General features: G+C 45.3%; 21 protein-coding genes and 1 riboswitch. Of the genes, 15 read left to right on the forward strand and 6 right to left on the reverse strand.

The window, feature by feature from the left end:
- Positions 1–105: 105 nt before the first annotated feature.
- Genes ABLT31_RS18410 through ABLT31_RS18420 form a run of 3 tightly spaced genes read right to left on the reverse strand, consistent with a single transcriptional unit; the run spans position 106 to position 3,803 of the window.
- Positions 106–1,008, reverse strand: a complete 903-nt coding sequence (locus ABLT31_RS18410; protein ID WP_367754266.1) for a hypothetical protein — start codon at positions 1,006–1,008, stop codon at positions 106–108.
- On the reverse strand, positions 989–2,566 hold the full coding sequence (locus ABLT31_RS18415) for a hypothetical protein (protein WP_367754268.1): 1,578 nt from the start codon (positions 2,564–2,566) through the stop codon (positions 989–991). The genes ABLT31_RS18410 and ABLT31_RS18415 overlap by 20 nt, the downstream gene beginning before the upstream one ends.
- Entirely contained in the window at positions 2,559–3,803 is a 1,245-nt protein-coding gene (locus ABLT31_RS18420) for an O-antigen ligase family protein (RefSeq protein WP_367754270.1), read from the reverse strand. The genes ABLT31_RS18415 and ABLT31_RS18420 overlap by 8 nt, the downstream gene beginning before the upstream one ends.
- Before the next feature lie 213 nt (positions 3,804–4,016).
- Between ABLT31_RS18420 and ABLT31_RS18425 the strand changes: the two genes are divergently transcribed.
- Both ABLT31_RS18425 and murJ read left to right on the forward strand, forming a co-directional pair.
- Complete coding sequence (locus ABLT31_RS18425) at positions 4,017–5,144, forward strand: glycosyltransferase (RefSeq protein ID WP_367754272.1); 1,128 nt, start codon at positions 4,017–4,019, stop codon at positions 5,142–5,144.
- A complete protein-coding gene (gene murJ / locus ABLT31_RS18430) occupies positions 5,137–6,675 on the forward strand; it encodes a murein biosynthesis integral membrane protein MurJ (protein ID WP_367754274.1) in 1,539 nt (512 codons plus the stop codon). Before ABLT31_RS18425 ends, murJ begins: the two co-directional genes overlap by 8 nt.
- On the opposite strand, the gene ABLT31_RS18435 is transcribed toward murJ, so the two are convergent.
- Together ABLT31_RS18435 and csaB are read right to left on the reverse strand one after the other, a co-directional pair.
- Positions 6,653–6,907 (reverse strand): hypothetical protein, encoded by a 255-nt coding sequence (locus ABLT31_RS18435; protein WP_367754276.1) that lies wholly within the window; start codon positions 6,905–6,907, stop codon positions 6,653–6,655. The two genes, murJ and ABLT31_RS18435, sit on opposite strands and share 23 nt — an antisense overlap.
- A 166-nt stretch (positions 6,908–7,073) precedes the next feature.
- Positions 7,074–8,159, reverse strand: coding sequence for a polysaccharide pyruvyl transferase CsaB (gene csaB, locus ABLT31_RS18440; protein WP_367754278.1), 1,086 nt, complete (start codon positions 8,157–8,159; stop codon positions 7,074–7,076).
- 191 nt (positions 8,160–8,350) lie between these two features.
- On the opposite strand from csaB, the gene ABLT31_RS18445 reads away from it, so the two are divergent.
- The 10 genes from ABLT31_RS18445 (at position 8,351) to ABLT31_RS18490 (ending at position 20,631) form a co-directional block, all read left to right on the forward strand.
- On the forward strand, positions 8,351–9,346 hold the full coding sequence (locus ABLT31_RS18445; protein ID WP_367754280.1) for an LCP family protein: 996 nt from the start codon (positions 8,351–8,353) through the stop codon (positions 9,344–9,346).
- A gap of 96 nt (positions 9,347–9,442) precedes the next feature.
- Positions 9,443–10,921, forward strand: a complete 1,479-nt coding sequence (locus tag ABLT31_RS18450; RefSeq protein WP_367754282.1) for a spore germination protein — start codon at positions 9,443–9,445, stop codon at positions 10,919–10,921.
- Positions 10,922–11,017: 96 nt separating this feature from the next.
- The gene (locus ABLT31_RS18455) at positions 11,018–12,694 is read left to right on the forward strand and encodes an AMP-binding protein (protein WP_367754284.1); all 1,677 of its coding nucleotides are present in this window, start codon (positions 11,018–11,020) and stop codon (positions 12,692–12,694) included.
- Positions 12,695–12,875: 181 nt separating this feature from the next.
- On the forward strand, positions 12,876–13,466 hold the full coding sequence (locus ABLT31_RS18460; protein WP_367754286.1) for a TetR/AcrR family transcriptional regulator: 591 nt from the start codon (positions 12,876–12,878) through the stop codon (positions 13,464–13,466).
- 63 nt (positions 13,467–13,529) lie between these two features.
- Positions 13,530–14,315, forward strand: coding sequence for an enoyl-CoA hydratase (locus ABLT31_RS18465; RefSeq protein ID WP_367754288.1), 786 nt, complete (start codon positions 13,530–13,532; stop codon positions 14,313–14,315).
- 110 nt (positions 14,316–14,425) lie between these two features.
- Positions 14,426–15,193 carry an electron transfer flavoprotein subunit beta/FixA family protein gene (locus ABLT31_RS18470; RefSeq protein ID WP_367754290.1) on the forward strand — a complete coding sequence of 256 codons (768 nt, stop codon included), beginning with the start codon at positions 14,426–14,428 and terminating at the stop codon, positions 15,191–15,193.
- A gap of 15 nt (positions 15,194–15,208) precedes the next feature.
- Entirely contained in the window at positions 15,209–16,183 is a 975-nt protein-coding gene (locus ABLT31_RS18475; protein WP_367754292.1) for an electron transfer flavoprotein subunit alpha/FixB family protein, read from the forward strand.
- A gap of 173 nt (positions 16,184–16,356) precedes the next feature.
- Positions 16,357–16,674 (forward strand): thioredoxin, encoded by a 318-nt coding sequence (trxA, locus tag ABLT31_RS18480; protein ID WP_367754294.1) that lies wholly within the window; start codon positions 16,357–16,359, stop codon positions 16,672–16,674.
- Positions 16,675–17,169: 495 nt separating this feature from the next.
- Positions 17,170–18,957, forward strand: coding sequence for an excinuclease ABC subunit UvrC (gene uvrC / locus ABLT31_RS18485; protein ID WP_367754296.1), 1,788 nt, complete (start codon positions 17,170–17,172; stop codon positions 18,955–18,957).
- A gap of 85 nt (positions 18,958–19,042) precedes the next feature.
- Positions 19,043–19,232, forward strand: a riboswitch (Lysine riboswitch).
- 160 nt (positions 19,233–19,392) lie between these two features.
- Positions 19,393–20,631, forward strand: a complete 1,239-nt coding sequence (locus ABLT31_RS18490) for an aspartate kinase (RefSeq protein WP_367754298.1) — start codon at positions 19,393–19,395, stop codon at positions 20,629–20,631.
- A gap of 79 nt (positions 20,632–20,710) precedes the next feature.
- Here the strand turns inward: ABLT31_RS18490 and ABLT31_RS18495 are convergent, their stop codons facing one another.
- On the reverse strand, positions 20,711–21,193 hold the full coding sequence (locus ABLT31_RS18495; RefSeq protein WP_367754300.1) for a DUF2507 domain-containing protein: 483 nt from the start codon (positions 21,191–21,193) through the stop codon (positions 20,711–20,713).
- Positions 21,194–21,503: 310 nt separating this feature from the next.
- Between ABLT31_RS18495 and ABLT31_RS18500 the strand changes: the two genes are divergently transcribed.
- The 3 genes from ABLT31_RS18500 to sdhB are packed head-to-tail and all read left to right on the forward strand — an operon-like array spanning position 21,504 to position 24,668.
- Positions 21,504–22,151 carry a succinate dehydrogenase cytochrome b558 subunit gene (locus ABLT31_RS18500; protein ID WP_367754302.1) on the forward strand — a complete coding sequence of 216 codons (648 nt, stop codon included), beginning with the start codon at positions 21,504–21,506 and terminating at the stop codon, positions 22,149–22,151.
- A gap of 13 nt (positions 22,152–22,164) precedes the next feature.
- Positions 22,165–23,919 carry a succinate dehydrogenase flavoprotein subunit gene (gene sdhA / locus ABLT31_RS18505; protein WP_367754303.1) on the forward strand — a complete coding sequence of 585 codons (1,755 nt, stop codon included), beginning with the start codon at positions 22,165–22,167 and terminating at the stop codon, positions 23,917–23,919.
- Positions 23,919–24,668 (forward strand): succinate dehydrogenase iron-sulfur subunit, encoded by a 750-nt coding sequence (gene sdhB, locus ABLT31_RS18510; RefSeq protein ID WP_367754304.1) that lies wholly within the window; start codon positions 23,919–23,921, stop codon positions 24,666–24,668. Before sdhA ends, sdhB begins: the two co-directional genes overlap by 1 nt.
- The last annotated feature ends 40 nt before the right edge of the window (positions 24,669–24,708 follow it).

Consider the following 24,708-nt stretch of genomic DNA (forward strand, 5'->3'; position numbering starts at 1 on the left):
ATTTTGCTTTTAATCCGGCCATTTTTGCTAATAGCCGGATTTTCTCTTGTTATTTCAGGTCGACTGTCTCTAGATCAAGCACCCGAAGCTCTCGCGAAGACTTCTTTACTCCTCATCCGTTACCGGCTGTTCTTCAGGCAAGTCCTTGAGCTCTCCAGCTTTGATTTTTTCTTCGAATTGAGTGACCCATTTCTCCACTTCTTCGGGAGGACTTATGCGGCTATTGATTCCCGGATCGCCAAACTTATAAAAGCGGAAGAAAGTTTCTTGGTCGAAATACCCTCCGCCAGGAAGCGGCATCACGATCCATGTACTGTATTGGTAGATGTATCGGTCTTTTTTGCCAATCCACAAGGTGGTTTTTACAACAGTATTATCGAGCACATTGCCGAGAGAAGGGTCACCTTTAAGCTTTCCTTTCAGTTCCTCAAATAACGGAGAAGTCGATTTCTCAATCCATTCCTTTCCGCTGATTCGAACCTGTATGACATCCGCAGGAATGCTTAATACTTCTTGATCTGGAAGCTTTTGAGCCTCTTCCATCAGCGGTAGCCAATCTAGGAAGCCGCGGAAAGGATCATACGGGAGAACTTCGTCTTCAGAAGCGCGAAACCATACATCTCCTTTTTTCATATAAAAATGGTCTTCCCAGCGATAGTAACTGAAGGGAATACCAGCCATTCTTCCATTGACTAAATAGGCTTCCATTGGGCGAATAAGAATGCCTTCATACATACTTGTTGTCTTTCGATCCCCAATGCTGTTGGAAACATATCCTGTGTACCAAAACTGCGCATTGGAATCGTCCTTATCATCCGGGTGTCCTTCTATAGTTGTTTTCACCGCTTCCTGCAAGAGGCTGCGGGCATCAATGGCAGTCGTCGCATCAGCGGATGGCGTTTCCGCAGTTGTGAAGACGGTTTTACTGGAAGGGACCACGGAACATCCGCTAAGGATCAGTGTCAAGCATAGGCCAGCTAAACAGGTCTTAAGCCGTTTGTTTCCCATGGCGAATCCTCCTTCCCGCTAGATAGATCACGAGCGCGCCAGTCATCCCTATTAACAGGTAGATAACAGGAATGGAATGCCTGCCCCAGACAAAAATCTTATGGGTCCCTTGGATGGACGTAATGAGCTCTTTTTCGCCATCGCCATCGATATCCGCATAGGCCGCATTGTTCATGGTGAGGAACACTTTCCAAGTCTGCTCTAATCCTTCTTGAGTATAGCGGAAACCTGTAAGATAACGGGTATCCTTTGCTCGAACAGCACTTTTGCTCAAGCCGACTAGTTCATGCGTATCACCGGCATGAAGCGAGTCTTCAAAACGGAAGCTTCGCTCCTCTGTACTCCATAGGATGTCCCATGTTCCATCCGGTTGAGGAGATAGTAATGCCGAATAAGGATGCTTCAACATAATTTCGTCTTTCCCGTCGCTGTTAAGATCAATCATTTTATATTGGCTTTGCGCCAAGCCTTTATGCATATTTCTTGTAAGTTCATGCGTAACTTTCATTTTTCCCTCTACCATTTGCAAGAGGTGAACATCTGCTCCAAGCACCAATATTCCTTCCTGCCCATTCCCCATCTTCACCGCATCAATAATTTTTGTAGCAGGAGAGGGAGTCTCGAAGAAGGTACCATCGTATATTCCGCTTAAGGTCCCATTCTTGAGGGTTACATTCTGATATTTGGAACCGACCTGTTCCTTAATATCGTAGGCCCCATTATACTTGTCCAACTCCCGTTCGATATTTTCAATGTTTAACAGCAAGGCCCGGTAAGGAGCAGTACCGAACTGCATCATGCCTTCAGTAAGGGGCTGGCGCTGAATCAGGGGTTCGAGCTCCAATTGCTCATTCAACGTATAATATGGGAAACCAATGTATTCCTTGGGCAGGAGGGAAAGGATTCTTTCACGGTCTAACTGCTCTGGCGGAATGCGATTCATCTGATCGTTTTCCCAAGTGTAAACATAAAGAGATAGCGGCTCTTGCTCCAGCATATAGGTCGGAACAGTCGGCCTTGATGAATCCAACGATGCTTTGACTTCTTCGGCGTTTCCTAGAGTAATAATTTCCTCTTTCCCATCTCCAGTCAGATCCCGCGCAGCTATGGAGAAGTGAGAGGTCATCTCCCCGATATAGAGCTGCTCCGAATTCCACTTCTTATAAAAGTAAGGACTCATCAGCACGGTCTTATGAGGAAAGAGTACATTGAATGTCACAGCAATGACGATGGCGATGGAAAAGGCGGGTAAGCGAATATGGGCATACCAGCGACTTATCGGATAGAGAAACAGGAAGATAAAGAGGACCGATAAGCTGAAAGGAATAAGGTCCAGCTCTCTAAACGCATTTTCCATGGATTGATCCAACAGCAGAAACAGAAAGGTATAAACGATCGCCTTTTTCCGTTCGGTCCGAGGAACCAGCCAAAATAAAATTAAAGCAAAAGGGACAATCAAGAGCCCGTAGTAGGAAAAATCAGCCAAGGCCGGAATCACTAATAATCGATAAATGAAATAAAGGTATATACAGTAAAGCAGCAGCAGGAAATTATTCATAGCTTCCGTCACCTCCCGATTGCTTGTCCTTCAAATATGGGAAGGAAAGCATCATCCCAGTGAGCAGCCAAAAAAAGGTGTTCATAAAAGGAACCTCGAAAATGTTTTCTACAGCATTATGAAGAATCACGGCAACAATTCCGGTGAAGAGGCCTCCGTATAGAAAAAACGAAGAACCCTTCGTTTGCCTTCGCCAGACCTGGTACCCGTTTTTCGCTAAGGTGCCCATGAGCCAAAAATACAGGCCGAGGCCAATCAGCCCCATCTCTGCCAAGGTTTTAAAATAGTAGCTATCCACATAGATTGTACCGAAGTGGCGATCCCCGACAGCGCCGCCGTAATGCCCCAGCCCCAATCCGTATGCGGGGTTGGCTCTCATCATATCATAAGCCCCAAGCCAGCGTCCGATTCGGCCGTCATTAGAGCTTTTCTCAATATACTCCTCACTGAACAGGTTCTCGATGCGGGAAGTGACCGGAGGAACGAAAAGGGTGGTAAGAATGGCAACAATGATTAGCACAATTAATAGCTTACGATTAAAGAATGCCGTGATGAATCCAATGGCCCCGGCAAATGCCAGCCAAGCGCCGCGTGAGTAAGTGAAGAAAAGGACACTGAGCATCATAAGTCCAACGAGCATCCAAAGCCACCGGTTCTTCCCTTTTCGGGTAAGCGCATAGCCAAAGGCAATGGGACTCATGAGCGCCATATAGCTCCCTAGAATGTTAGGGCTTTGTACAATGGAAAAAGCACGGGTCGTAATATTTTCACTAGCATCCACCCAGGCTTTTGGGGTCTCCACTTGCAGGATCACTTGCCCCAATCCATATAGGGCAACGAGTGTTGCTGTAATCAGCAGTTTCTGCAGTACATTTTTCACTTCTTTCCGATCGTCTAATATGTAGAAGCCTATCAAGAAGGCGACCATGTACTGGTAGACAGCACGAAAGCCTTCAATATTTATAAAGAAGTTTTTCATGTCGGATACCCAGAACGCAAGGCCAAGGACGACAAAAGCGACTAAAGGGACTTTAATGGATGGCAGCTTTCTATTGGTTTCAATGACTCTCCAGCTGCAGATGAGAAGCAGGACCACGAGCACAGCTTCGTCCCACAACGAAGAAAGCACAGGAATCGGGACAAGAACTCGGAGAAAATAATCAATAATAGGGAAGAATAAAAGCAAATATAGCCATGAGAAGCGATTAAACAAGATGAATTGGCCCTTAGCGAGCATGGGCAAGAACCTCCTAGTGCAAGACTGATTTTTTGCCTTCTTGCTTCTATAAAATAACTATATAGGCAAAGAAAAGCGAGTGGGTTACCTATACTATTACCGCACATGCGATTATAAAAATCAAGTCTAATGATTGCACAGTGAGGGTGATCTGAGATAAAATTAATTTACTTATTTTTTATTTGTTGTGCCGTCAGGAAGTGAGAAGAAACGATGGAACAGAATAGAACGGTAGTCCATGTGATCGGCGGGGGAGAGTTCGGTGGAGCGGAGCAGCATATTCTTCAGCTCCTTTCTCTTATGCCGCAATATGGCTTTAAGGGGAAAGTCGTTTGCTTTTATGAAGCATCCTTTTCGAAGGAACTGCGAAACCGTGGAATTGAAGTTGAAGTGCTGAAGTTTGACCGTTTTGATTTCCGCCTTTTCACGGGATTGCGCGAGGTGTTTTTGCGGGAAAAGCCGCACATTATACATACTCACGGAGTTAAAGCGAATTTCTTTGGCCGCTTGGCCGCAAGGAAGTTTCCTCAGATTCCCTTGGTAACGACAATACATAGTCTGCTTCATTTTGATTATACCAATCAGTTAGCTTACTTTTTTGCTTACCGTATGGAGAAATGGACTAGAGCATACAATGATCACTTTATAGCCGTATCCCAATCCATTGCTGAATATCTTCGGGAAGACGGGGTAAAAGCTGAGAAACTCTCGGTGATCCACCACGGGATAGATGTGGACCTTTTTTCCAAAGGGAGTCCTGTATTACGCGATGAACTCGGGTTGAGCGATGACGACTACCTAATTGGAATCGTATCTCGCCTGGTCAAGATTAAAGGGATAGACTATGCCATCTCTTCTATGCCTAGCATATTGCAAGCCAATTCAAGGGCACATCTGATCATCGTAGGATCAGGACCGGAAGAAGAGGAATTAAAGGCATTGGCAGAGAAGTTAGGGATCAGAGAGCATGTTCATTTTGTCGGCTTTCGCAAGGATATTGCGAATTGTCTGCATAGCTTTGATTGTTTTGTCAGTGCTTCCCTTTCGGAAGGCTTGGGGTTAAACATCTTGGAAGCAATGGCTGCATCAAGGCCTGTGGCTGTCACAGGAGTAGGAGGGGTGCTGGACTTTACCGAAGATCGGGAGAATAGCTTGATCATCGAAACGCGCTCTTCGGAGGATTTAGCGAAGCATGTCATAGAACTAATGAACAACCCCGATTTTGCCCAGAGATTGGCGGAGGAAGCGCATCGTCAGGTGAAGCAATCGTTTTCTCTGGATGCGATGCTGACGAATACGGTCCGGTTGTATGAACAGATACTGGAGGAAACCGATGGCTAATTTCTTTAAGGCAACCATGATTCTTTTGGCCGTTACCATTTTGGGACGGCTTATTGGTTTTTTAAGAAATGTTTTTGTAACGAATGAATTTGGTTTAGGTATAGAAACCGATGCCTATTTTATGGCTGTAACGATTCCCTTAACGCTGTTTCTTGTGATTCCCGGAGCCATCAATGCCGTGCTTATTCCTATTTTCAAAGGGCTGATGGGCGAGGAACAGCAACAGAGGCGAAATGAGCTGTTTCAAAAGGTAATGACCGCGATTCTGATCCTTTTCGCCGTGCTGACTCTTGGCGGAATGATCTGGGCTCATGAGCTTGTCTCGCTTCTAGCCAAAGAGTTCGATGCCGAAAAGCAGAAGCTAACGGCTGATTTGCTTCGCATCATGATGCCCTCCGTTTTCTTTATTGGGCTGATATCCGTTTTCTCTAGCGTGCTCAATGCCCATAATGAATTCTTTGCTCCTTCCCTGGGGACGGTGATTTCAGGCGTGCTGGTCATTGTTTCGCTGTATACGTTAGCTCCGTGGATTGGGATGAAGGGGGTAGCTTGGGGAACGACCATTGGGTATGTTTTGTTTGCCTTTTATTTGATCGGACCGCTGAAGAAGAGAGGGTATTTTCTAAGGTGGAATGCAGGGTTCAATCAGGATGAACAAATCCGGCTGATGAAGCAAAGATTCCTGCCGATTATGGCTGGGATGGCGATCTCGCAACTATACGTTTTTATTGAGCGTTTCCTTGTTTCAGGACTCGGAGATAAGAAATTGTCCTCTCTTGTGCTTGCCAATAGTATCGTACAATTGCCCATTGCTGTTTTTTCCGGTGCTTTGGTTGTTCCCTTGTTTCCGCTCTTATCCGAATATGTGAAAAAAAAGCAGCTCGATCAGATGAAAGCCGTGATGGGAAAAGGCATCCTTTATCAGTATCACGTCCTGTTGCCTACGACACTCGGGCTGGTGCTTCTTTCGAAGGAAATCGTTGAATTCTTCTATGCGCATAAAGAAACATTTACAGAGGAAGATGTCGCGTTGACTGCCTGGGCCACGATTTTCTATGGGATTGGCATCTTGGGCTGGATGGGCAGAGATATGCTGACGCGCGTGTTTTACTCTTTAGAGAATACAAAAATTCCGGTGATTGCAAACGGCATTAGTGTGATTATCTATATTGGGATTAGTGTCATGCTTATCCCCTTGTTGGATCATGGAGGAATAGCTTTTGCATTTTCCCTTGCTTCGTTTATTAACTTTTCCATTCAAGCCGTTCTTTTGAGACGTGCGATCGGTCAGCTTTTCTCGGCGGCCTTCTATCAGTCCCTTGGGAAAGGGGTTCTAGCTGTTATAGGTATGTCTCTTGGCGTATGGTTCCTGAAGGGGCCAACAGGGGATTGGGGCATGCTGCAAGTGCCTGTCATCGTGCTGGCCGCCATGGTATTGTACTTCGGAATGCTTTACGCCATGAAGGAAGAATCAGTAAAGGAGTTGCTGGGCAGGTTCTTTTCGAAAGTTAAGATCCGACCGCATCGCTGAGTTGGTAGTTTACCAATCGCTCCATGGCCCATTTTTTTAAGTCATCGTGATTTTTCCCAGTGAATGAAGCGAAGATATGCTTATCCGCGCCCGACTCGTCAACGGAGAAAAAGGATAGAATCCATTTCCCTTCATCCTGCTCAATCGAAAATCGGATAAATTGTCCTTCTTTTCTTTTCCAATCAAATAGCAGATGAAGTAGTTCCTCATTGGCATGGTGGATCGCTTTCATGAAAAAAACCTCCCTTAACGTCATTCGTTATTAGGAGGTTTCTCTCTTATTCCAATCTTTTCCTTCCGTCTCTACAAAACAAGTGCTAACCCGACAAAACTAGAACGGATTAGACAAGAAAACTTAGCTATCGCAAGAGAAGAGGCCTGCGCATGTATGCACAAGCCTATATTTTCTCCATTAATTCTATGGCCAAATGACTGCTCTTCTCCGCTTGGTGCAGGAGCTCCTGAATCTTGGGGGATAAGCGTTCTTTGACTAAGGCAAGCTCGTCTAAATTTCGATGGACCACTTCATGCAGGGATTCGTAGGTAAGGGTTTGGATGGATCCAGCGGAATCCATTTCGACCCGCTCAATGAAGCGGTCAATTTTCGGATCGTAGGAAATTCCTACAAACGGAACACCCAGCACAGCGGCTATGATGATGGAGTGGAGCCTCATGCCAATGACAAAGTCCATGTTTCCAATAAAGCTAATGATTTGCTGGAAATTCATTTGTTCATCCAGAAGAATAGCCCCAGGCTCATTCATATATCGGATAATGTCCCTTGAAGGGGCCACATCGGCCGGATATTGCATAGGGAGAAAATATACGTTCCAGTTTTTCTGAATCAGCTCATCAGCCATCTGGGCGATGACTTTTTTATAATTCTCTTCATTTTTCCACTTGCGGATAGAGATCGCTATGGATTTTTTCTCATTGGGAACGAGCTTGGGCTTAGCCAAGCTCAAATCCACATCCGAAGCCCGTATGGTAACGGCCGGGTCTGCCGTAATGTGGATCGGTCGGGTGACGCCCAAGCTTCTCATGTCGTCCGCCGATCCCTGGTCCCTAACGGTGATGACATCTACCTTATTGACAATGGTCTTAATGAGAATTTTGCTTAGCGGGTGCGTGATCGGACCAAATCCTTGGGCAAAAAAGATGACAGGTTTATTTAAGAGCTTAGCCATGGTCACAATGCTTAGGTAATACATCACGCTGCGCGGACTAGTCGCGTCCTGCAGCAAGCTTCCGCCGCCCATAAGCAGCAGATCAGCGCGCTTCAATTGGCGAAGGATGGTTGAAAAACTCCAGCGATTATAGGCAGGGATGCCAAACAAAGCCGTTGTTTCCCTTGGCTTGTTGGAGAGGACAGCAATGTCTATAGCGGGGTGATGTTTTCTGAGGGAGCTGATAATGCCGAACAGGACGGTATCATCGCCTGCATTATCGAATCCATAATATCCAGAGATTAACACCTTCTTCATGAAGCGACCTTCTTTCTTGCGTTACTCAGGAATGAGCGGGATCATTTCCAAAAAAAATGTCGAAGTGTTGCATAGTACACTTTAGTATATCAGTTTGAAATTAGAAAGGGAAGTTTTCACCCGCTCAAGGGGAGTAGATCCAAGAGATTTGTCAAATACTTTAGTTATATGCATAAGAAGGGGCAATAAACATGCGGCGAGTGATTGTACTAGCCATTCTGTTTTTTTTTATAGGTACTGTAGGGGTGGCTGGATATGGCTACTATAAATATAAAGATATGACAGAGCAGTGGTATGAACCATTGGAAGGTGAAAGGCACGAGGAGCAAGAACCCCCCAGCAAGGGGAAGCCTCAGGACAAAGAACAGGAAAAAGCCGAGAAAGTGGAATTGGATTCTTTTTGTGTGATGCTTCTTGGCGTAGATACCCGGGGAGAGAGAAAATCCCGATCGGATACGATGATGCTGGCTGCAGTCAATCCCATGCTGCAAAAAGTTACGCTTCTATCCATCCCTCGGGATACTCTGGCCAATATCCCAGGCTATGGGAAGGATAAATTCAATCATGCCATGTTCTATGGGGGACCGCCCCTGGTAAAAAAAACGATGGAGAACTTTTTTGATATTCAGGTAGATCACTATATCACTTTGGATTTTGAAGGCTTTACCAAGCTTGTGGATGAATTCGGAGGCATTGATGTAGATGTGAAGCGCCGCATGAAATACTATGATCCCACAGACGGAACGAATATTGATATTAAGGCGGGACCTCAGAAACTAGATGGGAAACAGGCCTTAGACTATGCAAGGTTTCGAAAGAGCGATATCGGTTCTGATGCCAGTGATTTTGACCGGATGGACCGGCAGCAGGAAGTCGTGCGGAAGCTAGTGGATAAAGCAACAAGCTTTGCTTCCATTCTAAGGATCTTTCATATCATGGAGATTCTCGGGGAAAACGTAAAGATGGATTTCAGGGAAGATGAAGTGAGAAAGCTAGCCTCGCTTTTTAGAAACTTTTCTTCGTCTGGCATTGCTACGGTGGAAGTCCAGGGAACGAATGAAAGAATGCCGATGCATGGGTATAACATGTGGGTATATAGAGTCAGCCCTGAGGAAAAAAAGAGAATCCAAGGCATTATTCAAGATACGCTGGAAACGCCCAGTGAACCCATAAGTTCTGAACCATAAAGGAGATCCTCTCATCATGAGGTATCTCCTTTTCTTTTAATGGAAATAAATGTTGAAGTAGGAGATGAGCATAAAATATTCACTGGGGGTGAAAGTATGGACAATCCAGAAAGCGGAAAAGCACAAAAAATGACAGAGCTAAGTTCGAAGCTGGAAGAGAATGTTTCCTTCCTCAAGGAAGCTCTTGGTATCGGAAAAAGCTTTGATGTCATACATCGCGAGCTTGAATTTGGCGGGAGAAAGTTTGGGCTGTTTTTTGTTGACGGTTTCGCTAAGGATGATGTGATGAACGTGATTACCATTCATCTGGCGAAGCTCGACCGGGAACAGCTGGCTCCGGATGCTGTATCGAAGCTGCTCAAGACGCATATCGGCTATCTGGAAGTGGAAAAAGTAAAGGAAATGGATAAGATCATTTCCTCCGTTCTGGCGGGGCCATTGGTGCTCGTTATTGATGGAACGAATGAAGCGCTGATGATTGATGCGAGAACCTATCCAGCCAGATCGCCGGATGAACCCGATACTGAGAGGGTGGTACGGGGAGCAAGAGATGGCTTTACTGAGACCTTGATCTTCAACACGGCCCTTACCCGGAGGAGGCTTCGCGACCCTTCTTTGCGGATGGAATATATGCAGGTCGGGGTGCGCTCCAAGACTGATATTGCCATCAGCTATCTGGAGGATGTGGCGGATCCGGAACTCGTCAAAAGCATTAAGGAAAAAGTGGAAAAGATCGAGATTGACGGTTTGCCCATGGCGGAAAAAACGATCGAAGAATTCATGTTTGAAAAAAACTGGAACCCATTTCCCATGGTTCGCTATACCGAGAGGCCGGACGTGGCGGCTGTCCATTTACTTGAAGGACATGTCCTGATTTATACCGATACATCGCCAAGCGTGATGATTACGCCGACTACGTTTTTCCATCATGTCCAGCACGCAGAGGAGTACCGGCAAAAGCCAGTCGTGGGCGCTTACCTTCGATGGGTCCGCTTTATTGCTATGCTAGCCTCTGTATTTATTCTGCCGCTATGGTTACTGGCTGCTTTCGAGCCGCAGCTTCTTCCAAAGGAGCTTGACTATATTGGTGTAAATAAACCTGGCAATATTCCGCTGTTGGTTCAAATCCTGTTTGCTGAAATCGGGATTGACGTATTACGGATGGCCGCCATCCATACGCCTTCCTCCCTGGCGACCGCATTGGGCTTGATTGCCGCACTGATGATCGGGCAGGTCGCGGTTGAGGTGGGGCTGCTATCAAATGAAGTCATCTTATACTTGTCTATTGCAGCCATAGGCACCTTTGCTACTCCCAGCTATGAATTTAGTCTGGCTACTCGGATTGTGCGATTAACTTTGCTTTTGGCGGTGGCATTCTTCCATCTCCCTGGATTCCTAATCGCTTCCGCTGCGTGGATCATTTTACTGATGTTCACCAAGTCCCTTAATACGCCTTACCTTTGGCCATTGCTTCCGCTGAATATTCGGGCACTGATGGATATTATTGTTCGCTCCCCGATGCCAGCGAAAACCAAAAGACCCAAAATCCTGGATCCGCAAGACTCCACCAGATAGAAAAAAAGCACTGCAGCTTACGGGAATGTGTACAAACCGCATTCTCATAAGTATTAGTAGTGCTTTTTTCTATGTCTTTTTTTGGGAGGGGGTTTCATGGACAGTAAGCCTTGGGTTACCCATTATCCCCGTCAGGTGAAGGAGCAGTTGGATTATCCGGATGTCCCGTTAACCCAGTTATTGAAAGATGCAGTCGAGCAATTCCCCAACCATAGGGCGGTACACTTTTTGGGCAAAGATTTAACCTATTCCCAGTTGAATGATAAAGTTCAGCGCTTTGCTTCCGTATTGAAATCGCTAGGCGTGAAAAAAGGGGATCGGGTGGCAATTATGCTGCCGAACTGTCCACAGGCTGTCATTTGCTATTATGGGATCCTCCAAGTTGGGGGAATCGTAGTCCAGACCAATCCGCTTTATATGGAGCGGGAGCTGCTCCACCAATTGAATGATTCCGGGGCAGAGATCATGGTTTGTCTTGATCTTGTTTTTCCAAAGGTGAAGAAAGTATGGGAGCATACCCAATTAAGAGAAGTGATCGTGACAGGGTTGCAGGATTTCCTGCCTTTCCCTAAAAATTGGCTTTTTCCCCTCATACAAAAAAGAAAGGGATTATTCGTCACCATTGATTATACTAGGGAGCCTTGTCAGCCATTCAGTCGCCTTCTTGAAAAGACAACGCCTTACACGGATCAAGAGCCCGTCAATCCGCGGGAAGATCTGGCTCTATTGCAGTATACGGGAGGCACAACCGGGATAGCGAAAGGGGTTATGCTTACCCATCGCAACTTGGTGGCGAACGTCATCCAAGGCAAGGCATGGTTCTATAAAGCGAGGATCGGAGACGAGAGGGTGCTTGCAGCCGTTCCTTTTTTCCATGTTTACGGGATGACCATCGGAATGAACTTCTCCATCCTGTTGGCTGGGTGTCTGGTGATGATCCCACGGTTTGATATCCCATTATTACTGAAAGCCATCCACAAACAAAAACCTACCATTTTTCCCGGTGCGCCTACTATGTATATCGGATTATTAAACCATCCTGGATTGGAAAGATACAATATATCATCAATTGATGCCTGTTTGAGCGGATCTGCAGCATTGCCGCTGGAAGTGCAGGAGAAATTCGAATCCATTACGGGAGGCAGGCTGGTAGAGGGGTATGGCCTGACAGAGTGTTCTCCGGTAACGCATGCCAATCCTGTTTGGGATCGAAGAAAAACAGGAAGCATTGGAGTTCCCTGGCCTGACACAGAAGCGAGAATTTTGGATTTGCAGACAGAAGAGCCCCTTCCCCCTGGGGAGATTGGGGAACTGGCCGTCAAGGGCCCTCAAGTCATGAAGGGGTATTGGAACAGACCGGAGGAAACTCAAGCCGTTATGCGGGATGGCTGGCTGTTGACGGGCGATGTAGCGTATATGGACGAAGAAGGATACTTTTATATCGTGGATAGAAAGAAAGATATGATTAATGCTAGCGGTTTTAATGTCTACCCAAGAGAAGTGGAAGAAGTATTGTTCGAGCATAAGGCTGTGATGGAGGCTGCGGTTGTAGGAATACCCGATCCCTACCGGGGTGAAACGGTAAAGGCATATATTGTACTTAAGGAGGGGGCTGAAGCTACACGCGAGGAATTAGATGCATTTTGCAGGAAAAGACTATCCGCATACAAAGTTCCTAAAGATTATGAATTCCGTAAAGAGCTGCCAAAGACGATCGTTGGAAAGGTGCTGCGAAGAGCGCTTGCCGAAGAAGAAAAGGATCACCGCCCGTAGTCTGGAATAGGGAATCTATTTAGGAAGGTTCCCTATTCTGCAAATTTTTTGTTATAATAGAGGTAAAATTCAAAAAATTAGCAAATAAAAAAGGAAGGGATTGACAAAAAAGGTTGATCTGGATAAACTGAATATTGAATGAATGATCATTCACCTTATCATGGTTAAAGAGGTACATAGCATGGCTAAGAAAACAGGAGAAAAATATCAGGCAATCATTACAGCCGCAGTCAAGGTGATAGCGGAAAATGGATACCACAATGCACAAGTGACCAAAATTGCCCGTGAGGCTAATGTCGCAGATGGAACTATTTACCTCTATTTCGATAGCAAAGAAGATATTCTTATATCCCTTTTTCATGAGAAGATGGGTGAGTTCATCAGAACGTCGAGGCAGCGGATCGAAACAGCCGAAACGGCTTCAGACAAGCTTCGCCAGCTTGTCGTAAACCATTTTGATCATTTGTCCGCTAATGTCGATTTTGCCTTTGTCACACAAGTGGAGCTTCGGCAATCGAATCCAAAGATTCGCCAGGGCATACGCCAATCGATTAAGAGTTATCTGAGCTTGATTGATGAGGTAATAGAGTTTGGGATTCAGGAAAGCGTTTTTCGCGGGGATGTTCCTTTGTTTATCATCAGAAAAATGGTATTTGGAACGCTGGACGAAGCTGTAACGTCTTGGATTATGAATGATAGAAAATACGATTTATTGGCCTTAGCTGACCCGATACACAATCTATTGATTAATGGATTGCGTGTCACAAAATAATCAAGAGATAAAGGATGAAATGGATTGTAAAATATATACATACCTATATTTGGAGGGAGAAACATGGAGTTTGCCAATGTAGGCCTGAAGGCAGTCAACCGAGTGGGTTACGTAACGATTAATCATCCTCCCGCTAATGCCCTTAATGGGGTGACTTTCGCTGGTTTAAACGATTGCTTGGATTACATTCTCAAGCAGGATGAAATCAAAGTGGTCGTTGTTACTGGGGAAGGCAAATTCTTTGTTGCCGGTGCGGATATCAAAGAGTTTGACCAGGCATTCGGGAATGCGGAAAAAGGAAAACAGCTGGCAGAGGTAGGCCAAAGGGTTTTTGATCGCATGGAGCAATTCCCTAAACCGATTATCGCCGCTATTAATGGGGCTTGTTTGGGCGGCGGCTTTGAATTGGCGTTAGGCTGTCATATGCGGATTGCCGCAGAGCAGGCGATGTTAGGCCTGCCGGAACTAAAACTTGGTTTGATTCCTGGGTTTGCCGGTACGCAGCGCTTGGCTCGCATTCTTCCTAAGGGCAAAGCGATAGAGCTTTTGCTTACGAGCCAATTTATTACGGGAAAAGAAGCCGAAAGGCTTGGGCTTGTCAACTATGCGGTTCCGTTGGAAAATGTCATTCCAAAGGCAAGTCAGCTGGCTGAAATGATTGCTGCGGAGAAGGGGATGCCATCCATTTCAGCGGCTCTCCGTGCGGTTAATCAAGGGTCTGAGATGACAATTGAAGAAGGCCAAGCATTGGAGGCGGAGCTGTTTGGCCAGATGTTTCTAACCGAAGATGCCAAAGAGGGAATTACGGCATTCCTAGAGAAGAGAACAGCCAATTTTAAAGATAGGTAATGATACAGCAAGAAAAGCTTTTAGTTCGGCGTCAACAAGTTTTCCTCGTGCTGTCCAAATGATGGTAACGCAGTTATAAATTCTGACAGTAGAAAAAAGGAGGAATAGGAATGAATATTTTGGTAGTAATGAAGCAGACCTTTGATACGGAAGAAAAAATCAATATACAGAATGGCCAGATTGTGGAAGATGGGGTTGAGTTTATTATCAATCCATACGATGAATATGCTGTTGAGGAAGCTATTAAGCTGAGAGATGAGTTTGGAGGAGAAGTGACGGTCATTACCGTAGGGCCATCCAGATCGGAGAGCGCTTTGCGCACGGCGCTTGCCATGGGAGCAGATAAAGCCGTGATTGTCGATGATAAATCTTTATTTGGGGATGAATACACCATCTCTCACGTTTTAGCTGCTGTTATAAAGGATCGTCCATTTGATATTATCCTTGGCGGGAATATGTCTGTTGACAATGGCGCGGGTCAAATCGGTCCTCGTCTTGCAGAAGTGTTAGGCATTCCGCACGTAGCCACCATAACGAAACTAAGCATTGAAGGTTCTGCTGCTACGATTATTAGGGATGTAGAAGGAGATTCAGAAACGATCGAAGTTCAGCTTCCGGTACTCGTAACGGCGCAGCAAGGATTGAATGAACCGCGTTATCCGTCTCTTCCAGGAATCATGAAAGCGAAGAAGAAGCCAATGGAGCGCCTTTCAGCCGATGATTTAGGCTTGAATCCGGAAGAGCTCAAATCCAAGACGGCTGTGATCGATCAGTATTTGCCGCCAAAGAAAGAAGCAGGCCGCATTCTGTCCGGTGATTTGGGCGACCAAGTGAAAGAGCTTGTACAACTTCTTCGAAACGAAGCAAAGGTGATATAAAGGGGGAGACCATAGATGAGCAGAAAAGTTCTAGTACTAGCAGAAACCCGTGATGGAGCTTTAAGAAACGTATCGTTCGAAGCGCTGTCTGCCGCCCAAAAGGTTGCAGAGGGAGGGGAAATCGTTGCAGCGGTATTAGGCAAGGTGAACGAAGGCTATGCTGAGGCTTTAGCCCAATATGGTGCCAGCAAAGTAATTCATGTAAACCATGAGCAGCTGTTTCAATATACGCCAGATGCTTACACGCAAGCTTTCACTCAATTATATAAGCAAGTAAGCCCAGACGTGATTTTTATGGGGCAGACTGCCATCGGAAAAGATCTTGCTCCGCGGGCAGCAGCACGGTTAGGCTTAGGGCTAGTGTCCGATATTACGGATCTAGCAGTAGAGAATGGAGAGATTATCTTTATACGGCCGATCTATGCTGGAAAGGCTTTCCAGAAAAAGAAGTTCGTTGATGGCACACCGGTAGCAACGATACGCCCAAATAATATTCCTTTAGTTGATGCGGATCCAAGTCGTCGTGCAGAAACGGTTTCATTCGATGTGGAAATCAAAGATTTGCGAACGATTGTAAAAGAGGTAGCCCGCAAGGCGGTTGATGGCGTTGATCTTTCCGAAGCTAAGGTTGTCGTAGCAGGCGGAAGAGGGGTAAAAAGTGCAGATGGCTTTAACCCGCTGAAAGATTTGGCGAAGGTCCTAGGGGGAGCGGTGGGAGCTTCCCGAGGTGCTTGTGATGCAGAGTATTGCGATTACTCCTTGCAAATTGGCCAGACGGGTAAAGTCGTTACTCCTGATCTTTATATTGCATGCGGAATCTCGGGAGCCATTCAGCATTTAGCCGGAATGTCCAATTCGAAAGTGATTGTTGCCGTTAATAAAGATCCGGAAGCGCCTATTTTTAGTGTTGCGGACTATGGCATCGTTGGGGATTTGTTTGAGGTGGTCCCAATGCTGACGGAAGAGTTTAAGAAACTGCTCCAGCCTTAAAAGCCGAAAGCTGCGGGGATGTTCGCCGCAGCTTTTTTCTGTGGATAGCCAAATCAGCGTTGTTGCATATTAATAATTGTATCAGAGCCTATTTGAAGGATGGAACTTTATAGGAAATATGGTATACTTACTTTTGGAAAGTTGATCCAAGTGGTGAAGGAGGAACAGATGATATGGCAATTCAAAACGTTACAGACAATAACTTTGCACAAGAAGTAGAAAATGCGGGTACGGTGTTAGTTGATTTCTGGGCTCCGTGGTGCGGACCTTGCAAGATGATTGCTCCGGTCTTGGAAGAACTGGATGCAGAGATTGGCGATAAGATCAAGATTGCTAAGTTGAACGTGGACGAAAATCCAGAAACAGCTAGCCGTTTTGGAGTAATGAGCATTCCTACCCTATTAGTGGTTAAGGATGGAAGTGTCGTTGACAAAGTGGTTGGTTTCCAACCGAAGGATGCTTTGCTCGGGACTTTAAATAAGCATTTATAAGAATTCACGGTTTAGGCCGAGTAACGGGAGATCTCCTGTTATTCGAGAATTTTTATAGATATGGTTCAAATCAAAGGAATTTCTCCTGTTAGTCCATGTGAAACGCTCATTTTCTCCAGCTTTCACGGAAATAGCCGGAGATTTTCCTTTTATTTTAGGCCGAAACAACGGGATATTTGAGACTGTGCAATTAATAGTTCTTTTGAGATAACAGGAAAAAGTCCGACTGTTTTTAAAGATGAGGACCTTTTGGCGAAAATAAGAAGAGAAAGGTTTAGTCGGAAAATCTCCGTTTTTTTTCATTTTCAGTCTAAACGAACGAATAGTCGGATAAATTCCCGTTATTATCCAGATACCTAAAATTAATTAACAGTTTTTATTCGCCTCAACCCAAATCCTCTCCCGCAGCCCATCTTCCTGGCGGAACCTTCCGTATTCCGCACCATTCCCCCTATGTTAAAATGAAGGCAATATCCATATGAGGGTGAAAAATTAATGAATACGAAAATCAAAGAAAAGCTGGCCGTTCTTCCGGATAAACCGGGCTGTTATTTGATGAAAAATGAAGAAGGCCAAATCATATATGTCGGGAAAGCGAAAATCCTCAAAAACCGAGTCAGATCGTATTTTACAGGTAGTCATGATGGGAAAACGCAGCACTTAGTTCAAGAAATCGCAGATTTTGAATATATCGTAACAAGAAGCAACATGGAAGCCATGCTTCTGGAATGCAACCTCATCAAACAGCATCAGCCTCGCTATAATGTCAATTTAAAGGATGACAAAACCTATCCGTATATCCGGGTTACCAATGAGCCGCATCCGAGACTAGAGGTTACCCGAAAGGTCGTGAAAGATGGGTCAAAGTATTATGGCCCTTATGCAAATGCGGGGGCGGCTTCACAAACCAAGAATTTATTAGACAAGCTATATCCATTAAGGAAGTGCCGAAACATCCCCAAAAAGGTTTGTTTATATTATCATTTGGGCCAGTGTGTAGCCCCATGTGAACAGGAGGTAGATCCTGCCAGCTATAAGCCTTTAGTGGATGAAATCCATCGTTTTTTGAATGGGGGACATGGGGAAATCAGGGAACGGCTCGTCGAGAAAATGATGGAGGCCTCCGAGCAGCTGGAATTTGAAAAAGCAAAAGAGTACCGAGACCAGATTCAAGCGATAGATGCGTTAATGGTCAAGCAACAGGTTACATTTACCGATTTGTCCGACCGTGACATTTTTGGTTTCGCTACAGATAAGGGTTGGATGTGTGTCCAGGTTCTCCATATCCGGCAAGGAAAGCTGATCGAGAGAAATGTATCGATGTTTCCTTACTATGGAGAGGCGGTGGAAGACTTTATGTCGTATGTGACCCAGTTTTACTACGATGGGCAAACGAAGCCGAAAGAAGTGTTTTTACCGGAGGCGACCGACTCTGATTCCTTGCAGGAGTGGCTGGATGTAAAGGTGCTGGTTCCGAAAAAAGGAGAAAAGAAACAGCTTGTGGACTTGGCGGTCGAAAATGCTCGGGTAGCGCTTCAGGAAAAGTTCCAGCTGATAGCTAAAGATGAATCAAGGACGATGCAAGCTGTCTTCAATTTAGGGGAGAAGATGGGGATCGGAACCCCCCGCCGCATCGAAGCCTTCGACAACTCAAATATCCAAGGGACGGATCCAGTTTCCGCTATGGTTGTATTTACTGACGGGAAGCCTGATAAAAAAGAGTATCGAAAGTATAAGATCAAGACAGTCAAAGGACCGGATGATTACGAATCGATGCGTGAAGTGGTGAGAAGGCGATATACCCGTTTGCTGCAGGAAAAGCTTCCTTTACCCGATTTAGTGCTAGTGGATGGGGGGAAAGGCCAGATATCTGCTGCAGTCGATGTTCTGGAAAACGAATTAGGTCTGTTTATTCCTGTATGTGGTTTAGTGAAGGACGAGAAGCATAAAACCTCTAATTTGCTCTTGGGTGACCCGCCGGTTCTCATAGAACTTCAAAGAGATAGCCATGAGTTTTATTTGCTCCAACGGATCCAGGATGAGGTCCATCGGTTTGCGATTACCTTCCATCGACAAGCGCGTGGAAAGTCCATGCTATATTCCCAGCTGGATGATATTCCAGGAATAGGGCCGAAGCGGAAACAGTTATTGCTTAAGCATTTTGGTTCGATTAAAAAGATGCGCGAAGCGACGGTAGAAGAGTATCGCAATCTGGGGATTGGAGATAAATTGGCAAAGGATATTTTGCATGCCTTGAGGCGGGAAGAACAATCCCCTGAATAAATACATTTGCCATAAAAGGGATATTGTGATAGAATATAAGGCGAAAACTTTGATAACTTGATAATGTTGACACCTCACTTCTAGATCGTGAGGTAGAGGCGCGAAGATTCAGGAGTACTCTATTGGAGAACCGGTTAGTTCTGAGATGATAGAGGAAAGGGGGCTTCGCCGAAGTTCAGCCTATTAACCGAGAGGCTGTGCTGGGTCTGCAGTAAATAACTGCAGGACTGTCATCGCAGGAGTTCCCGTTTCTGCGATGGAGTACTATCTCCACTTAGGGAAGAGAAGGATGGGTCTTCATGTTGTTAGATAGCTGCGCTCATGAGCGATGGCTTTCTAAACTATGTTAATTAAGACAACATAAGGCGTGCCTTTATGTTGTCTTTTTTATTCTTATTTTTCAAGAAAATTCAAAAAAAGAGGAGAGATCTGTTGATGGGGTTAATTGTCCAGAAATTTGGCGGGACTTCGGTAGGTACAATCGAAAGAATTCAGAAGGTAGCAGACCGAATTATCCAAACCAAGAGTAAGGGAAAGGATGTGGTAGCTGTCGTTTCCGCTATGGGGAAATCTACGGATGTTCTAGTAGATATGGCGAAGCAAATCTCATCTAACCCATCTGACCGGGAAATGGATATGCTTCTGACAACCGGGGAGCAGGTAACTATCGCTCTTTTATGTATGGCTCTACAGGAGAAAGGCTGTCCAGCAGTGTCCATGACCGGATGGCAGGCCGGGATTGAGACCGAGAGCATCCACTCGCGAGCCCGCATTAAAGAAATTGAAAATAAGAAGATACAAGAAGCTCTCTCGCAAGGGAAAGTAGTCATCGTTGCTGGATTTCAGGGAGTTACGGCAGACGGGGAAATCACGACCTTGGGCAGAGGGGGCTCTGATACAACGGCTGTTGCGTTGGCGGCAAGCTTGAAGGCAGAGCTCTGTGAAATCTATACGGATGTAGTAGGTGTTTATACCGCCGATCCAAGAATCGCACCACAGGCCCAGAAATTAGATCGCATCTCCTTTGATGAAATGCTCGAGCTAGCCACTTTGGGAGCCGGGGTGCTCCACCCCAGGGCTGTGGAGTGCGCCAAGAAGCATAGCGTAAAGCTTACTGTACGTTCGAGCTTTTCGGATGAGGAAGGAACCATCATAGAGGAGGAGAAAGATATGGAGAAGGGACTTATTGTAAGTGGAGTAGCGCATGATGAGCAGGTAGCCAAAGTAACGGTAACGAATATGTCCAATCAGATTGGTACGCTTTCGAGTCTATTTACAACGTTAGCAGAGGCTCATATTAATGTTGATGTAATTATACAGAGCTCTTATGAAGCAGCCTTAACGAATATTTCCTTTTCGGTTTCCGGAGACGACTTAGACAGAACGCTCGAGATTCTTCGCTTAAACCAAGAAAAGCTAAACTATGAAGAAGTTATCTATGAAAAGGGGCTGGCAAAAGTATCTATTGTGGGGGCAGGTATGGTGACCAACCCGGGGGTAGCGGCCAATATGTTTAAAGTATTAGCAGAAGCTAATGTCAACATTAAAATGGTAAGCACATCTGAGATCAAAGTTTCTTGCATAATTCCTGCAGAATTAACCCAAACCGCCGTAAAAAGCCTGCACACTGCATTTGGGCTGGATGTAGCGGAAACAGCCATGGTTCAAGGATAATCGGTCGAACAAGGTAAAAGGGTGGCATATCTTTCTTCACATGCCACCCTCTTTCCAGTGAATAATTATAAAAAAAGCGCTATTCTAGAATAGCGCTCTTCTCTTCGTCAATGGAAATCTCAATAAGGGCATAGGTGATTCCTTTTTGTTCCTGGACCGATAGGGTGGATGCGCAATAGTGCCCTGTCACTTTTTCCATGGCACCTGCCATCAAGCCGGCTTCGAGGCTGAGAGAACTTTCTAATCGGTGCTTCGGCAATAGATTTAATCGATTGTGCGTGATGCGGTAACCTACGGTGGAAGGCGATTGATGCTCCAAGTAAACTTGTCCGAAATCTAATTGGGCAAAAATATCTTCAAGTTCTTCGGGAACTTGAATGTTCAGTGTGTTTCCAATTTCTTTCCCCACCCAATATAAAATATTCGTTTCACTATCTCCTAGAACAATTTCCAGCAACTTCTCGCGAAGGAATAAATACCCTAACAGCGAGTTGGAAATACTTTCAGGAGGGAGTAGAATACGTTCTTTGAATAGGGATGAAACAGCAAAGCTCTGTCGCATAGGCTGTCCTCCTTTAATCAAGTATTACTACAATCTATGACAAGGCAGGAAAATATATGAGAAAACAATTTTGACAATTGGACATCCTTCCTTGACGCTCGTAATTTCAAGGAGTAAAATGAATTTGTCACAATTTGTCCAATCCTTCCGGCTTCCTTGGGAAGCTTTTGCTTTGCATCCAGGATCGGAAGATTCATTTTTATAAGGGGGAGTGCTACTAGAGAAAGATTCAAGATAGGGTTGATGGAGAAGAGACTTAGAAAAAGAAGAAAAATCAAACAGTTTCCGACTACTGAAAGGGGGCCGCACCATGGCGACTAATCGTCATTTCTTTAACAGGAAGCTCCACTCCTTGTTGGGGGTCATTCCTGTAGGCGCATTTTTAATTGTCCACTTATTTACGAACTTCTTAGCGACAGAAGGCAGAGAACGTTTTACCCAGCAAGTTGAATTGATGGAAAGCATTCCTTTCCTTGTTATAGTAGAAATCTTGTTCATTTTCTTACCTTTGCTTTATCATGCGGTTTATGGTCTTTATATTGCTTTTCAGGCAAAGCATAATGTAGGAAATTATGGGTATTTCCGTAATATGATGTTCTTCTTGCAGCGTGTTACTGGGGTTATTACACTTATCTTTGTTGTATGGCATGTATGGCAAACACGCGTTCAAATCGCTGTACAGGACATTCATCCGGAAGGATTCTTTGACCTCATGGTAAGCGTATTTAATAACCCAGCGATGATCGCCTTTTATATCATCGGATTGCTGTCTGCTACTTTCCACTTCAGCAATGGTATGTGGTCTTTCCTTGTTTCTTGGGGAATCACAGTCGGTCCTAGGGCACAACAAATTTCGACTTATGTTTGGATCGGATTCTTTGTTATCCTGTCCTATATTGGAATCATGTCAATGTTTGCCTTTATCAACCCAGTAGAAGTGGCAGCGATCAAAGGATAGGGGGAGAAACAGAATGAGTAAAGTCATAGTTGTTGGTGGCGGATTAGCCGGTTTGATGGCCACCATTAAAAGTGCAGAAGCAGGTGTTCCTGTCGATTTGTTTTCATTAGTTCCTGTTAAACGTTCCCACTCCGTGTGCGCCCAAGGGGGTATTAACGGAGCGGTAAATACAAAAGGGGAAGGGGATTCTCCTTACGAGCATTTTGACGATACGATCTATGGTGGAGACTTCTTGGCTAACCAACCGCCTGTAAAAGCGATGTGTGACGCGGCACCGGGAATCATCTACATGTTTGACCGCATGGGGGTTATGTTTAACCGTACTCCTGAGGGTCTTATCGATTTCCGTCGTTTCGGGGGAACAAAGCATCACCGTACAGCTTTCTCTGGAGCTACTACTGGCCAACAGTTGCTATATGCGCTAGATGAGCAAGTGCGTCGCCATGAAGTAAATGGATTGGTTACAAAATATGAGCATTGGGAATTTACTTCCATTGTTCAGGATGACGAAGGAACCTGTCGCGGAATCGTAGCTCAAAACTTGCGTACGATGGAATTAAAGACTTTCCCTGCTGATGCAGTTATCTTGGCAACTGGCGGTCCTGGGATTATCTTCGGTAAGTCTACCAACTCCGTTATTAACACAGGTACAGCTGCTTCTGCAGTTTATCAGCAAGGCGCCATTTATGCGAATGGAGAATTTATTCAGATTCACCCAACTGCCATTCCTGGAGACGACAAGCTTCGCTTGATGAGTGAATCGGCGCGCGGTGAAGGTGGACGCGTATGGACGTATAAGGATGGTAAGCCTTGGTACTTCCTAGAGGAAAAATATCCGGCATACGGAAACCTTGTTCCTCGTGATATCGCGACTCGTGAGATCTTCCACGTGTGCGTAGACCAAAAGCTTGGCATCAACGGCGAAAACATGGTTTATCTTGACCTTTCCCACAAGGATCCTCGTGAATTAGATATTAAGCTCGGCGGTATCATTGAAATTTACGAAAAATTTATGGGTGAAGACCCACGTAAGGTTCCAATGAAGATCTTCCCTGCCGTCCACTATTCCATGGGTGGATTATGGGTAGACTACGATCAGCAAACGAACATTAAAGGATTGTTTGCGGCGGGTGAAAGTGATTATTCTCAGCATGGTGCGAACCGTCTAGGTGCTAACTCCTTGCTATCCGCTGTATTTGGCGGTATGGTGGCAGGACCTAAAGCAGTGGAATACATTAAGGGCTTGGATAAGTCTTCTGCAGATATATCCAGCAAGTTCTTTGATCAGCAGTTGAAAAAGGACCAAGACAAGTATGAAAGCATCCTGAAAATGGATGGAAACGAAAACGCCTATATGATCCACAAGGAGCTAGGCGAATGGATGTTGGATAACGTAACCGTTGTTCGTTTCAACGATCGTCTGAAGAAAACGGATGATAAAATTTTGGAATTGATGGAGCGTTATAAGAAAATCAATGTATCTGACAGTGCGAAGTACAGCAACCAAGCGGCTTCGTTCACTCGCCAGCTATGGAATATGCTTGAATTGGCTCGCGTAATTACTATTGGTGCGCTTAACCGTAATGAAAGCCGCGGAGCCCACTATAAGCCTGAGTTCCCTGAACGTAACGATGAAGAGTTTATGAAGACAACCATGGCTGCTTGGAGCGCTCAAGGACCTAAATTCCATTATGCAGATGTAGATGCTTCCCTTATTGCTCCTCGTAAGCGTGACTATACGACTGATAAGAAGGGAGCTAAGAAGTAATGTCAGACAAAAATGTAACCTTTATTATCACCCGTCAAGACGGGCCAGAAGGCAAACCATATACTGAGGAATTCTCAATCCCTTATAGACCGAATATGAACGTTATTAGTGCCCTTATGGAAATCCAGCGCAACCCGAAAAACGCTAAAGGACAAAGTGTAGCTCCGGTAGTTTGGGAGTCGAACTGCTTGGAGGAAGTATGCGGTGCTTGCTCTATGGTTATTAATGGAAAGCCTAGGCAGGCTTGTACAGCTCTAGTGGATAAGCTCGAGCAACCTGTTCGATTGGCACCTATGAGCACGTTCCCTGTTGAGCGTGACTTGATCATTAATCGTCACCGTATGTTTGATGCCTTGAAGCGTGTAAAAGCGTGGATTCCTATTGATGGAACGCATGACCTCGGTCCTGGACCACGTATGCCAGAAGCAGATCGTCAATGGGCATATGAGCTTTCCAAATGTATGACTTGCGGAGTATGTATGGAAGCATGCCCGAATGTAAATGATAAGTCCCCATTCATTGGTCCTTTTGCTGTTTCCCAGGTTCGCTTATTCAATGAGCATCCTACAGGAAAGATGAATGCTCATGAGCGCTTGGAAGGATTAATGGGAGAGGGTGGAGTAACCGATTGCGGGAACTCTCAGAACTGTGTTCAATCCTGCCCGAAAGGTATTCCATTGACCACATCGATCGCTGCGATGAATCGTGCGACTACTATTCATAGTATTAAGAAGTTCTTTGGATCTTAATCAAGCCAAGGCTGCCCTTCCGGGGCAGCCTTTTTCGTTC

It is taken from the genome of Ammoniphilus soli (assembly GCF_040813775.1).